The sequence below is a fragment of the Micromonospora sp. AMSO12t genome, from assembly GCF_008806585.1.
GTDB lineage: Bacteria > Actinomycetota > Actinomycetes > Mycobacteriales > Micromonosporaceae > Micromonospora > Micromonospora reichwaldensis.
In genome coordinates, this window is the sequence record NZ_WAAS01000051.1 from 20,657 (window position 1) to 33,802 (window position 13,146).

The following is a 13,146-nucleotide window of genomic DNA, read 5'->3' on the forward strand; positions in this document are numbered from 1 at the left end:
TCCGCCGTCGATCCGTGCCCGCCTGAACACCGGGCCCGCCCTCGCCCATGCGGAAGGATCTCGACAACCGTGGCTGACGCACCGACCATCCGGATTCCCGACGACCTCAAGCCCGCCGACGGGAGGTTCGGCTGCGGGCCGTCCAAGGTCCGTCCGGCGGCGGTCTCCGCCCTCGCCGAGGTGGCGACCAGCTACCTCGGCACCTCGCACCGGCAGAAGACCGTCCGCGACGAGGTGGCCCGGCTGCGCCGCGGCATCGCCGACTTCTTCTCCCTCCCCGAGGGCTACGAGGTGGTGCTGGGCAACGGCGGCACCACGGCCTTCTGGGAGGTCGCGACGTTCGGCCTGGTCCGCGACCGGGCGCAGTTCGCCAGCTTCGGCGAGTTCGGCGCCAAGTTCGCCAAGTCCGTCAAGGACGCCCCGTTCCTCGGCGAGCCCACCGTCCGCAAGTCGGAGGCCGGCACCGCGCCCACCCTGACCGCCGAGGCCGGGGTGGACGTCTACGCCACCCCGCACAACGAGACCTCGACGGGTGTCGCGGTGCCGATCAGCCGGGTGGCCGGCGCCGACCCCGGCTCGCTGCTGCTGGTCGACGCCACCTCGGGCGCCGGCGGCCTGGACGTCAACGTCGGCGAGACCGACGTCTACTACTTCGCCCCGCAGAAGTGCTTCGGCTCCGACGGCGGCCTGTGGCTGGCCCTGATGTCGCCGGCCGCGCTGGAGCGGGCCGGCGAGATCAAGGCGTCCGGCCGCTACATCCCGGCCTTCCTCGACCTGGTCACCGCGATCGACAACTCGCGGCTGGAGCAGACCTACAACACCCCGGCGCTGGCCACCATCTTCCTGGCCGCCGAGCAGACCGACTGGATGAACTCCCAGGGCGGGCTGGCCTGGGCGGCCAAGCGCACGGCTGAGAGCGCCGCGATCGTGTACGGCTGGGCGGAGCGCTCCGAGGTGGCGACGCCGTTCGTCACCGACCCGGCGCTGCGCTCCAACGTGGTCGCCACCATCGACTTCGCCGAGTCCGTCGACGCCACCGCGATCGCGAAGGCGCTGCGCGCCAACGGCATCGTGGACACGGAGCCGTACCGCAAGCTTGGCCGCAACCAGCTCCGCGTCGCGCTCTTCCCGGCCGTCGAGCCGGCCGACGTCGAGGCGCTGACCGCGTCGATCGACTACGTGGTCGAGCGACTCTGATCGCCGTCACGGTCGGTGGCCGCCGGACGCGTCGGCGGCCACCGACCGTGATCATCGTCGCAGCTCAGTCGCGACATGCGGGTGTCGCATCCCCCACCTGCGGACAGATGCGCGTACGGTGGTGCGAGGACGCCCGGGTGGCCGGCTCGTGGCGTGACGGCCAGCGAAGCGGGACGGAGGCTACGCCATGCGCCCAGTACGCTTCGTCGCCCTCTCCGAGGACGGCCAGGCCCTGGTGCTCGCCGACGAGGTCGGGCGACTGCTCGCCCTGCCCATCGACGAGCGGATCGCCGGCGCGTTGCACGCCGAGCCCGGCGCCCCGCCGCTCGCGGTGGCCCCGACGGCGACCGCCGACCCGGTGCCCTCACTCTCCCCACGGGACATCCAGGCCAAGATCCGTTCCGGCGAGTCCGCCGAGGACGTCGCCCGGATCGCCGGCGTGCCGGTCGACCGCGTGCTGCGCTACGCCGGCCCGGTGCTCCAGGAGCGGGCCATGCTCGCCCAGCACGCCCGCCGCACCCGGCTGAAGGGCGCGGAGAAGCCGACCCCGCTCGCCGAGGTGGTCAACGGCCGGCTCGCCCAGCACGGGATCGACACCGAGAAGATCTCCTGGGACGCGTGGCGCCGCGACGACGGCACCTGGCGGATCGTGGCGACCTGGCCCTCGGGCAAGGCGACCGCGCAGGCGATCTGGGATCTCGACAAGACCCGGCAGTCGGTCACCCCGCACGACGACATGGCGCAATACCTCTGCGCCGAGCGGCCCACCCCGATCCTCGGCCAGGAGCCGGCACCGGAGCGGGGCGGCCACGCGCTGCCCGGCCCGTCGCGCGGCGAGCCGAGCCGGGGCGGGCACGGTCTGCCGGCGGCGGCGGAGCACAGCCGTCCCGGCCGCGACCCGATCCGGGCCGGGCGGGACGCCCTGCTCGCCTCGCTCGACCGTCCGCTCGGCTCGACCTCGGGTCGTGGGCTCGAACCCCGCACCCCGGCCGCCCTTGCCGGGCAGGACGCGCCGCGCCAGCGGCCGGTCGGTGGCGGGGCGGCGGCACTGCTCGGCGGTGGCCAGGGTTCCGCCTTCGACGACGACTCGGACGCGCCCAAGGAGGTGCCGGCCGTGCCGTCGCTGGCGGTGCTCCGGCCCCGTCGCACGGGCGCGCCGGCGGCAGCGTCGGGCGAGTCGACCGACGCCAGCGGTAAGCCGCGCAAGCGCCTGCCGAGCTGGGACGACGTGCTCTTCGGCAGCGGCCCGGCGGCCCGCGAGTCCTCGTGACCGCCTGACTCCGGCGACCACCCGGTCGCCGGAGTCAACGCGAGGCGCTCCAACTGCCGCCGTGGCAGGGTGGCCTCATGGAGTACACGAACCTCGGCCGTACGGGCCTGTCGGTCAGCCGCCTCTGCCTCGGCACGATGAACTTCGGGCCGCAGACCACCGAGCCGGACAGCTTCGCGATCATGGACCGGGCCCTCGACCACGGCATCAACTTCTTCGACACCGCCGACGTCTACGGCTGGCAGACCGGCGAGGGGATCACCGAGCAGATCATCGGGCGCTGGTTCGCCCAGGGCGGCGGCCGGCGGGAGAAGGTCGTGCTGGCCACCAAGGTCTACGGCAAGATGGGCGAGTGGCCCAACCAGCAGGGCCTCTCCGCCCGGCACATCGTCCGGGCCTGCGAGGACTCGCTGCGCCGCCTCCAAACCGACACCATCGACCTCTACCAGATGCACCACGTCTCGCGGAGCACGCCGTGGGAGGAGATCTGGCAGGCCATGGAGACCCTGGTCGCCCAGGGCAAGGTCCTCTACGTCGGATCGTCCAACTTCGCCGGCTGGCACATCTCCGTGGCGCAGGAGGCGGCGGGTAAGCGCCACTTCCTCGGCCTGGTCTCGGAGCAGTGCATCTACAACCTCATGACCCGGTACGTCGAGCTGGAGGTGGTGCCCGCGGCGCAGCACCACGGGCTGGGCGTCATCCCGTGGTCGCCGCTGCACGGCGGGTTGCTCGCCGGAGTGCTGCGGAAGATGGCCGAGGGCGGGGCCGCGCGGGGCGCCAGCGGCCGCTCCGCCGACGCGCTCGCCGAGCACCGGCCGACCATCGAGGCGTACGAGAAACTCTGCGGCGACCTCGGTCACGACCCGGCGGACGTGGCCCTCGGCTGGCTGCTGTCCCGTCCCGGGGTGACCGCCCCGATCATCGGACCGCGCACCACCGACCAGCTCGACCGTTCCCTGGGCGCCCTGACCGTCGACCTCGACGAGGACACCCTCACCCGCCTGGACGAGCTCTTCCCGCCCGTCGGCAACGGCGGCCCCGGCCCCGAGGCCTGGGCCTGGTGACTGGGGAGCGTCAGAGGGGCCAGGCGGCCAGGCGGTCGTAGGTGGGGCGGGGGCCGGGGTGGCTGCGCACGAGGACCATCTCGCCGGCCGGCCACTCCGGGCCCTCGTAGTCGTCGAGGGTGGCGACGTCGGCGGCCACGTCGGCCGGGGGCACCCGGTCGCCGGGGCGCGCGACGGTCAGGTGTGGGCGGAACGGCTTCTCGTCGTGCGGCAGGCGGGCGTGCCGCAGCCGGGAGCGGATCAGCCGGGCCAGCACCAGCACCGGCTCCACCTCGCCCCGCAGGTCGACCCAGAGCACGGTGAACCGGCCCCGCCCGAACCGCCCGCCGCCGGCCAGCCTGAGCCGGGGCGCGGCCTGGCGGCCGGCGCGGGACCACTCGGCGGCGAGCCCGAGCGCGCTCTCCACCGCGACCAGCCGGTCCGCCTCGACGTCGCCGAGGAAGGCGAGGGTGACGTGCGCGTTGGCCGGGTCGGCGAGCCGGACGTTGGTCCCGGCGGCGGCCGCCGCGCCGATCCGCAGGCGGGCGACCTGCGCGCCGAGGTGCGCGACCGCCTCGGGCGGCGGGTAGAGCGCGACGAAGAGCCTCACGCGGGCCCCGCCCTCAGCGGTGACGCTGCCAGTGACCGGCCCGGGCGGCCGGCAGGGTCAGCCCGGCGGCGTGCAGCAGGCCCTCCACCCGGACGCGTTCCAGCTCCAGGTCGACGCCCTCCAGCTCCGTCAGGTGCTCGGCCAGCCCGAGGGCCCGGCAGGCCAGCCGGAGCCGGTCGTCGTACGCCTGGAGGACCATGGCGTGCCAGACGGGCTGGCGGCCGTCGGAACCCACCCCCTGGCTGCGCAGGCGGCGCAGGTCGGCGGCGAGTTCCTCCAGCGGGCGCCGGTCGGGCCGGTCGAAGGCGGTGAGGTCGATGTCGCGGGTCAGCGCGTCGGCCTCGACGGCCCGGTCCAGCCGGACGATGGTGCGCCGCTCCCGCCGGCGCTCACGCCACTCGGCGTACCCGCAGGCGACCCGGTCGATGATCTCGTCCGCGCAGAAGACCAGGGCGATCAGCGCCGGCAGGCTGGCCATGGCGACGATGGCCAGGATCAGCAGCAGCGCGCGTCCGAGCTCCACGTATCGACGCTAAGCCGCTTTCCCCCTTACCGCCACCGCTTTCGTGTCATCCGCGCCCTCGGTCGAGGAAGCGGTCGGCCCGCCCGGGCGACAGGCTCAGCAGTCGGCGGAGGTGACGTAGAAGCGCGGCATCGGCAGGATGCGGAAGCGCAGCCGGGCGCCGGAGCGGCGCAGCTGCCAGGTGAGCGCGACCAGGATGGTGGCCAGCGAGATCAGCCCACCGATCCAGATGCTGGCACCGGCGCCGTAGGTCTCGGCGACCCAGCCGATGAGCGGCGCACCGACCGGGTTGGTGCCGAGGAAGACCAGCACCCACAGGGCCATCACCCGGCCGCGGAAGGCGGCGTCCGTGCCGAGCTGGACCCGCTGGTTGGCCGCCTGGGCGAAGAAGACCATGAAGAACCCGGTCGGCAGCAGCAGCGTCACCACCATCCAGTACGCCGGGGCGAGCCCCACCAGCGTGCCGAAGCTGGCACAGCCGACCCCCGCGCCGAGCACCAGCCAGACCGACGGGCGGCTGCGCCGCCCGGTGCCGGCGAGCGCCCCGACCAGCGCGCCGACCGCCAGCGCGGTGCTGAACAGCCCGAACGAGGCGGCGCCGGTCTGGAACACGGTCTTGGCCAGCGCGGCGAGGGTCAGCTGGAAGTTGAACAGCGACATGCCGATCACCGACATCACCGCCATGGGCAGCAGCAGGTCGGGCCGGCGCCAGACGTAGCGCAGGCCGTCGACGACCTTGGCCGACGCCCGCTCGTCGCGCGGCGGCAGCGCTTCCCGGTGCAGCTCGGCGGGGCGCATCCGGATCACGGTGACCAGTGGGGCGATCGAGCTGAGCGCGGTGAACATGAAGACCGGCCCGACGTCGAAGGCGGCGATGGCCAGGCCGGCGACGGCCGGCCCCACGATCCGGGCGGAGTTGAACACGGCCGCGTTGAGCGAGAGCGCGTTCGGCAGCAGCGACGTACCGACCAGCTCGGAGACGAACGCCTGCCGGACGGGGGTCTCCACGGCGTTGGCGACGCCGAGCAGGGCCGCGAACGCGAAGACGTGCCAGAGCTGCACGAGGCCGGTGATCACCAGCAGGGCCATGGCGAGGGCCAGGACGGTCCAGAACGCGTTCGCGACGAAGAGCAGCATCCGCTTGTCGTAGCGGTCGGCGAGCCGCCCGGAGAGCAGGGTGAGCAGCAGCACCGGGGTGAACTGGAGCGCGGTCACCACGCCGAGCGCGGTGGCGGAGTTGTCGGAGAGCTCGAGGACCAGCCAGTCCTGGGCGATGAACATCATCCAGACGCCGATCAGCTTGATCAGTTGCCCGGATGCGAAGAGCCGGTAGTTGCGGACCTGTAGGGACTGGAACATCGTGCTCAGCTTCGCCTGCACTCTTGGTGCGCCTCCTCGCGGTCGTACGCGTCATCGACGGCGGACGGCGCGGTGGCACGACGCGCGGATCAGGCGCGGGCGAGCTGCTGAAGGATCTCGGCGGCCTGCCGCAGGGTTTCCCGCTCGGCTTCGGTCAGGTCGGCCAGCCGGCGGGCCAGCCACTCGTCACGGACCCGCTCGAACTGGTCGAGCACCGCCCGTCCCCCCTCGGTCGCCGCCAGGATGACCTGCCGGCCGTCGGTCGGATGGGGGGTGCGCTGCACGAGGCCGCGCTCCTCCAACTTCGCGACGATCCTGGTCATCGTGGGCGGCTGCACCCGTTCCACGTCGGCCAGTTCCCGAGGCGTCAGCGCACCCGCCAGCCGGAGGCTGGTGAGCGCGGAGAGCTGGGTGACCGTGAGGTCGCCGACCGGCCGGGCCTGGCGGACCCGCCGGTTCAGCCGGGTGATCGCATCACGCAACTGAGGTGCCAGCTGCGCCGGTGGCACGCGTTTCGCCGTCACCGTCCGCTCCGTCACGATAGTTAGCCTAACTAATTAGCTTGGCGAATGACCACTGATATGACCACGCTCACGAGAAGTTTGTCCTGCTCCGGGCCGGGTACCCCGTTCGGTCACCGGCCCGGAGCAGGCCGTGTTCAGAGCACCGACTCGATCGGCCCGCGCAGGAAGTAGAGCACGAAGAGGGCGGCCACCCCGTACAGCAGCGGGTGGATCTCCCGTGCCTTGCCCCGGGCGAGCTTCACCACCACGTACGAGATCAGGCCGGCGCCGATGCCGTTGGAGATCGAGTACGTGAAGGGCATCAGCACGATCGTCAGGAACGCCGGGATCGCGATCTCGTAGTCGGACCAGTCGATCGTCCGCACCGCGGTCATCATCAGGAAGCCGACCACCACCAGCGCCGTCGACGCCGCCTCGAACGGCACCACCACGACCAGCGGCGCCAGGAACATCGCCAGCAGGAACAACCCGCCGGTGACCAGGTTGGCCACGCCCGTACGGGCGCCCTCCGCCACACCGGCGGCACTCTCGATGTACGACGTGTTGCTGGACGTGCTCGCCGCACCGCCGGCAGCCGCCGCGATCGAGTCGACCAGCAGGATCTCCTTGGCCCGCGGCGGGGTGCCCTGCTCGTCGAGCATGCTCCCCTCCTGGCCGACCGCCACCATCGTGCCCATGGTGTCGAAGAAGTCCGTGATCAGCAGGGTGAACACGAACATCAGCACGACGACCCAGCCGGCGCGGCCCCACGAGTCGAACAGGTTGAAGTTGCCGAGCAGCGACAGGTCCGGCACGTCCACCCAGGTCTTCGGCAGCTCGGGGACGTTCAGCGCCCAGCCCTTCGGGTTGGGCTTGCCGTCGACGAAGGACGGCCCGATGTTCAACAACGCCTCGACGACGATCGCCAACGCGGTGGAGCCGAGGATGCCGATCAGGATCGCGCCCTTGACCCGCCGCACCATCAGCACGATGGTCAGCAGCAGGCCCACCACGAAGACCAGCATCGGCCAGCTGCCGAGGCTGCCGTCGATGCCAAGCCCGACGGGGACCGTGGTGTTCTCCGAGTCCGGCACCCGGCGGACGAAACCGGCGTCGACCAGGCCGATGATGGTCAGGAAGAGGCCGATGCCGACGCCGATCGCCGTCTTCATCTGCGTCGGCACCGAGCGGAACACCGCCGTACGCAGGCCGGTCAGCACCAGCACCGCGATGATCAGGCCCTCGATCACCACGAGGCCCATCGCGTCCGCCCAGGTCATCTCCGGGGCGATCTCGTACGCGACCAGCGCGTTGACGCCGAGGCCGGCGGCGAGCGCCAGCGGGAACCGGCCGACCACGCCCATCAGGATGGTCATCAGGCCGGCGACGAGGGCGGTTGCCGCGGCGAGGGCGGCGATGGAGAGCTTCTTGCCGTCGCCGTCGACGGCACCACCAATGATGAGCGGGTTGAGCACCACGATGTACGCCATCGTGAAGAAGGTCGCCAGGCCCCCGCGTACCTCACGGCTCATCGTCGAGCCACGGGCGGAGATCTCGAAGTACCGGTCGAAACCGTTACGGGGGTGAGCTGGGTCGGGTGGTGTGCCGTTCTCGGGCGGCGCTACTGCCATCAGGTCCTCGCAGGTGGATCTTCCGTTGTCGCGCGCATCGTCGCAGATCACCGGCCAGCAGGAAAAGTTGATCGCGTACGCTTGCCGCGTGCCGAAGGAGCAGCCCCCGCGGCCCGAGCCGCTCGACCCGCCGATGGTGCCGTTCGCCCTCGCCGGGATCGCGGCCTGGGCGCTCGCCGGGCTGGTGCTGCTGGTCTTCTTCCGCGACTGGCTGACCGCACACGATCACCAGGACTGGCTGTGGACCTGCCTGGCCGGTTTCCTGTGGGGTTTCCCCGGTCTCGCCGTGATGATGCGGCACGACGCCAACCGACGTCGCCGCCGCGCCGGCCGCTGACCTGCGACGGCACCGGTCCGCCGGACCGGCGCCGCGCCAATGGCGTCAGGGGTGGCCGTACGGCTCCGCCGGCTCCGCGGCCTCGACGGAGCCCGGTGCCCGGCTGACCGCCATGGGCTCGACCGCGCTGTCGTCGTAGACCGTCGGCATCTCCTCGACCGGGGTCTCGGCCGCCTCGATCAGGGTCTCCGAGTGCGCCCCGCAGCCGTGGTCGGCGCTGACCACCCGGCCGTCGTCGGGGGCGTAGAAGTTGCCGCAGGCCCCGAAGGACTGCCGCAGGGCGCCGGCGAGCGGCAGGTAGAAGCCGCAGGTGCCGCAGCGGGCGGCGGCGGGGGCGGCGGCCGAGATCGCGGCGGACGGGCCGTGGTCGCCGTCGTACCAGCGCTGGGCGGCCTCGCTGCGCCCCTCCCGGGAGAGCACCCGGGCCCGACCGAGACCCAGCTCCCACGCGGTCTCCTCGACCGCCGGGTCGTCGGAGAGCAGGTAGCCGGGCTGGAGCCGGTCGTCGTCCGCCGGGGTGGGCAGCAGGTCGCCGGGGCCGAGGTCGCCCGGCTTGAGCCGCTCCTGCCACGGCAGCCAGCCGGGCGCGAGCATCGCGTCCGTGCCGGGGATCAGCACCGTCTCGCAGACGGTGACGTGCCGGCTGCGCGGCACGCGGGTGACGGTGACCGCCCACCGCCAGCCCCGGTAGCCGGCGAGCCGGCACTCGAAATAATGGGTGACGAGTCGATCGCCCTCCGCGACGGCCTGCAGGTGGTCGCCGATGTCCGAGGGGTCGACCTCGGTGATGGCGTCACGTGCCACCTCGACGGCGGCGGCGCAGACCTGGTCGAGACGAGCGGCACGGGCGGAGGCAGGCCTGGTCACCCAACCATTGTTCCCCATGCGTACGGCCGACCGACAGGCACCCGCCGACGACGTTCTGGGACAGTGGTGCGGCACGGACGGACCGGATGGGTGAGGATGGTGGGCATGCCGCTGTTCTCCCGCTCCGGGCGGTCCGTACTCGGGCGGACCGTCGGCACCGGCATCAAGGCCGTCCGCCTGCTGTTCCGTGGCTCGGTCAGCAGTGGTCGCTGGATGACCCGGCGGGCGGGCCGGGCCCGCACCCGGGGCGCCGGGGGCGAGGTCGGCATGGTCCGCCTCTTCGACCTGCACGCCGTCTCCTGCGCCGGGGACACGCTGATCGCCATCGGCCTCGCCGGGACGATCTTCTTCAACGTCCCGCTCGGCGAGGCGCGCAGCAAGGTCGCCCTCTACCTGCTGGTGACCATGGTGCCGTTCGCCATGCTCGCCCCGGTGGTGGGCCCGCTGCTCGACCACTTCCGCCACGGCCGCCGGTACGCGCTGGCCGCCACCATGCTCGGCCGCGCCTTCCTGGCCTGGCTGATCTCCGACTACATCCACGGTTTCGGCCTCTACCCGGCGGCCTTCGGCGTGCTGGCGCTCTCCCGCGCGTACGGGGTGGCCCGCTCGGCGGCCGTCCCACGGCTGCTGCCGGAGGGGCTGGGGCTCTCCCAGGTGGGCGCCCGGGCCAGCGTCTACGGCACGGTGGCCGGCGCCCTGGTCGCTCCGATCGGGCTGGCCGCCTTCTGGTTCGGGCCGCAGTGGCCGCTCCGGGTCGCCTCGATCATCTTCCTGGTCGGCATGGTGATCTCCCTGCGCCTGCCCCCGAAGGCCGACTCCGAGCCACCGGAGCGGGTGCCCCGGCCGCTGCGTGCGCTCTGGCGGCGCACCGGCGACCGCCCGCTGGGCCGGGGACGGCCGGCCGGCCGGCTCGTGATCGCCACCCTGATCGGTGCCGCGACGCTGCGCGGGCTGTACGGGTTCCTGCTGCTCTTCCTGGCCTTCGCGATCAAGGCCGGCGACCTGACCACCGTCGTCTTCGGCCGGGACCTGGGCGACGAGGGAGCGCTGGGCCTCGTCGGCGCCGCGCTGGCCGTGGGCACCTTCCTCGCCACCGCGATCGGCACCCGGCTGCGCATCCACCGACCCGTCGCGATCCAGTCCAGCGGCATGATCATCGTGGGTGGGGTGGCGGTCCTCGCCGCGTTGAAGTTCTCGCTGCCGATGGTCGCCCTGCTCTGCCTGGTGGCCGCGTTGATGAGCGGCATCGCCAAGCTCACCGTGGACGCCTCGATCCAGGAGCGCATCCCGGAGCGGCTGCGGGCCAGCTCCTTCGCCCACTCCGAGACCGTGCTGATGCTCGCGTTCGTCGCCGGGGGCGGGCTGGGGCTCGTACCCTTCGACGGCCGGATCGGGATCGCGGTCGCCGCCGGGGCCGGCACGCTGGCCGCTGTCCGAGGCGTGGTGGTGGCGAGCCGCCTGCGCGCCGAGCGGCTGGCCGGTCGTCCACTCGCCGACGACGAACTGTCCGACGAGACCGACGAACCCGGCAGCGACACCGGCACCGGCAGAGGTAACGGGGAAGACCCGGCCGGCACGGACGCCGGCGCACGCGCCGAGGCAGGGGGCGGCCCCGACACGGGGGTGGCACCGGTCTCGCCCGCTCCGGCGCAGGGCGGCTCGCCGCTGGACGACCCGGCCCTGGCCCCGCCGGGGTACCACATCTACCGGCCGTCGTCGGCCGTCGGCGGGCCGGGCGGGACGGACGACGAGACCCGGCGGGAGCCGCAGGGGCCCCTGCCGTGACGGGCCTGCTGGTGGTCACGGCGGTGCCCGCCGAGGCCGAGGCGGTCCGCGCGGGCCTGACGGATGCGTCGACGACGGTGCTGCCCGTGGGCGTCGGCCCCGCCGTCGCCGCCGCCACCACCGCCCGGCTGCTGGTGCTCGCCGAGGCGGCCGGGCGCCCGTACCGCGGTGTGGTCAGCGCGGGCGTGGCGGGCGGCTTCGCCGGCCGGGCGGCCGTCGGCGCGACGGTGCTGGGCGCCGTGTCCGTCGCCGCCGACCTGGGCGCCGAGTCGCCGGCGGGCTTCCTCCCGGTGGACGAGCTGGGCATGCCCCGGGAGTGGCTCGGTGGCGGCATCGCGCTCGCCGCCGACCCCGGCCTGCTGGCCGCCCTGCGGGCCGCGCTGCCGACGGCGACGGTGGGCGCGGTGCTCACCGTCAGCACGGTGACCGGCAGCGCCACCAGCACCGACGCCCTGCGCCGGCGTCACCCCGACGCGGTCGCCGAGGCCATGGAGGGGTACGGCGTGGCCGTCGCCGCCGCGCAGGCCGGCGTCCCCTTCGCCGAGCTGCGTACCGTCTCCAACCCGATCGGCCCCCGCGACCGCGACGCCTGGCGCATGCGCGAGGCGCTCGCCGCCCTCACCACCGCCGCCACAGCCCTGACCTCACCCGCCCTGCCCTGACGGTCGGTTCCCCGTCGCGGGCCGACGGTCGTGCCGCAGGGCCCACAGCCGGCTCGTCTCGAACTGGTATCCGCAGGCGAGCAGCAGGTCGACACCACCGCCCTCGGCGATCGCGTGGGCCGAACGGATGCCCGAGCGGTCCATCTCGGCGGCGAGCATCGCGACCAACCGGCGCCCGATGCCGAGCCGTCGACAGGCCTCGGCGACGAGAACCCCGTCGAGCACGATCTCCCGCTCGTCGCTCGGGTCGTCGCCGTCGATCAGGTGCGGGCTGCGCTCGTGTGCCCGCAGCTCACCGACCAGCCCGCCGCCCGGCAGCTCGGCCACGAATCGCCACGACGTCGCCGGCAGGCCGCCGCCCGTCACCCGCCGCAGCCGTACCGTCCGCCGAACCTCCTCGGCCCGTCGGCGCCGATCCCGGTATCGACGATTCCGCTGGTACGTGGCCGGCGGTACCGGTAACGGCCAGAGTGCCGGCGGCAGGTTGTACCAGTTCGCCCACCAGGCGCCCGGCCAGTCCTTCGGCTCCTTGACCTCCCAGGCGTCGAGGTGCGCCGGGTAGCGCCGCCCTGCTCCGTCCCGCAGCGGGTCATGCGGCACCGCCGGCAGCGACAGATCGGCAGCTCCGGAGGTTACGGCCGCTCCGGCGGTGCCAGCGGTACCGGCGGTTACGGCGGTTGCGGCGGCTCCGGCGGCTCCGGCGGTGCCGCTTACACGGATCGACACTTCCCCACCGGCGGCCCGGACGAGCCGCTCCACCGTGCGAAATCGTGGATCGGCGGCCCGGCCCGACTCGATCCGGGCCAGGGTCGCCTGGGGCACTCCGGACCGCTCGGCCAGTTCGCGCTGGCTCAGGTCCGCTCGGCGTCGTAGGGCCCGCAGGGCTGCGCCAAGGTCAACGGCTTCCGTCAGCTCTGTCACGAGAACATGCTTCCCGGCCTGGCGCGACGTCCTCAACATCCACCCGCCACCTGTGGACAAACCTGTGGACAACGTCGACCATCAACGGATCGACCATCGCACGGCTCGGCGACCGGCCAGGACAGCCCGGCCAGGACAGCCCGGCCAGGATGGCCCAGCAGGGACGGCCCAGCCAGGGACGGTCGGCCGGGGACGAGGACCCTGCTCCGACGCTGTCGAGCTGAATCGTCTACGACATCAGGAGCCACCTGCCGCCCGTGCCACGCGACGGTTGCCCCTGGGTCCCGTCACACCCGAGGTGCACAGCCACGCGCCGCGGGCGAGCGGGCGGGCGGGGATGAATCGTCTACGACATCAGCTCGAAAGGGGCTACCGGACGAGGTCTGCCGGCAACGCGGCACACGCGCTCCCGTCCGCCGGGCACACAGGCTCGCGGAG

Annotated in this window: 12 protein-coding genes and 2 pseudogenes; 6 read left to right on the forward strand and 8 right to left on the reverse strand. The window is 73.3% G+C overall.

What is annotated here, in order from left to right:
• Positions 1–69 precede the first annotated feature (69 nt).
• The 3 genes from serC (at position 70) to F6X68_RS10860 (ending at position 3,531) form a co-directional block, all read left to right on the forward strand.
• On the forward strand, positions 70–1,197 hold the full coding sequence (gene serC / locus F6X68_RS10850) for a phosphoserine transaminase (protein WP_151454143.1): 1,128 nt from the start codon (positions 70–72) through the stop codon (positions 1,195–1,197).
• Positions 1,198–1,384: 187 nt separating this feature from the next.
• Positions 1,385–2,467 (forward strand): septation protein SepH, encoded by a 1,083-nt coding sequence (sepH, locus tag F6X68_RS10855; RefSeq protein ID WP_151454144.1) that lies wholly within the window; start codon positions 1,385–1,387, stop codon positions 2,465–2,467.
• A gap of 77 nt (positions 2,468–2,544) precedes the next feature.
• Entirely contained in the window at positions 2,545–3,531 is a 987-nt protein-coding gene (locus F6X68_RS10860; protein WP_151454145.1) for an aldo/keto reductase, read from the forward strand.
• A 10-nt stretch (positions 3,532–3,541) separates the two neighbouring features.
• On the opposite strand, the gene thpR is transcribed toward F6X68_RS10860, so the two are convergent.
• The 5 genes from thpR to F6X68_RS10885 form a co-directional block, all read right to left on the reverse strand.
• Entirely contained in the window at positions 3,542–4,120 is a 579-nt protein-coding gene (gene thpR, locus F6X68_RS10865) for an RNA 2',3'-cyclic phosphodiesterase (RefSeq protein WP_151454146.1), read from the reverse strand.
• 13 nt (positions 4,121–4,133) lie between these two features.
• Positions 4,134–4,643, reverse strand: coding sequence for a hypothetical protein (locus F6X68_RS10870; protein ID WP_151454147.1), 510 nt, complete (start codon positions 4,641–4,643; stop codon positions 4,134–4,136).
• Positions 4,644–4,739: 96 nt separating this feature from the next.
• Positions 4,740–6,023 carry an MFS transporter gene (locus tag F6X68_RS10875; protein WP_151454148.1) on the reverse strand — a complete coding sequence of 428 codons (1,284 nt, stop codon included), beginning with the start codon at positions 6,021–6,023 and terminating at the stop codon, positions 4,740–4,742.
• Between the two features lie 68 nt (positions 6,024–6,091).
• Entirely contained in the window at positions 6,092–6,541 is a 450-nt protein-coding gene (locus tag F6X68_RS10880; RefSeq protein ID WP_192581363.1) for a MarR family winged helix-turn-helix transcriptional regulator, read from the reverse strand.
• Between the two features lie 119 nt (positions 6,542–6,660).
• Complete coding sequence (locus tag F6X68_RS10885) at positions 6,661–8,136, reverse strand: NCS2 family permease (protein WP_151454149.1); 1,476 nt, start codon at positions 8,134–8,136, stop codon at positions 6,661–6,663.
• 88 nt (positions 8,137–8,224) lie between these two features.
• Between F6X68_RS10885 and F6X68_RS10890 the strand changes: the two genes are divergently transcribed.
• Positions 8,225–8,473 (forward strand): DUF2530 domain-containing protein, encoded by a 249-nt coding sequence (locus tag F6X68_RS10890; RefSeq protein WP_151454150.1) that lies wholly within the window; start codon positions 8,225–8,227, stop codon positions 8,471–8,473.
• A 45-nt stretch (positions 8,474–8,518) separates the two neighbouring features.
• Here F6X68_RS10890 and F6X68_RS10895 read toward each other — a convergent pair whose 3' ends face one another.
• Complete coding sequence (locus tag F6X68_RS10895; RefSeq protein WP_151454151.1) at positions 8,519–9,358, reverse strand: DUF3027 domain-containing protein; 840 nt, start codon at positions 9,356–9,358, stop codon at positions 8,519–8,521.
• 87 nt (positions 9,359–9,445) lie between these two features.
• Between F6X68_RS10895 and F6X68_RS10900 the strand changes: the two are divergent.
• A pseudogene (locus F6X68_RS10900) lies at positions 9,446–10,850 on the forward strand (MFS transporter); the annotation flags it as partial.
• A 271-nt stretch (positions 10,851–11,121) separates the two neighbouring features.
• Positions 11,122–11,787, forward strand: a complete 666-nt coding sequence (locus F6X68_RS10905; protein ID WP_151454153.1) for a futalosine hydrolase — start codon at positions 11,122–11,124, stop codon at positions 11,785–11,787.
• Here the strand turns inward: F6X68_RS10905 and F6X68_RS34160 are convergent.
• Positions 11,770–12,387 (reverse strand): GNAT family N-acetyltransferase, encoded by a 618-nt coding sequence (locus tag F6X68_RS34160; RefSeq protein ID WP_225852135.1) that lies wholly within the window; start codon positions 12,385–12,387, stop codon positions 11,770–11,772. The genes F6X68_RS10905 and F6X68_RS34160 overlap by 18 nt on opposite strands.
• Before the next feature lie 144 nt (positions 12,388–12,531).
• Positions 12,532–12,747, reverse strand: a pseudogene (locus F6X68_RS34165) (helix-turn-helix domain-containing protein); the annotation flags it as partial.
• Positions 12,748–13,146 lie beyond the last annotated feature (399 nt).

Bases quoted from the DNA above. Each gene is read 5' to 3' on its own strand.
- sepH (WP_151454144.1), top strand. From the start codon at position 1,385: ATGCGCCCAGTACGCTTCGTCGCCCTCTCCGAGGACGGCCAGGCCCTG.
- F6X68_RS10895 (WP_151454151.1), bottom strand. From the start codon at position 9,358: ATGGGGAACAATGGTTGGGTGACCAGGCCTGCCTCCGCCCGTGCCGCT.
- F6X68_RS10860 (WP_151454145.1), top strand. From the start codon at position 2,545: ATGGAGTACACGAACCTCGGCCGTACGGGCCTGTCGGTCAGCCGCCTC.
- F6X68_RS10885 (WP_151454149.1), bottom strand. From the start codon at position 8,136: ATGGCAGTAGCGCCGCCCGAGAACGGCACACCACCCGACCCAGCTCAC.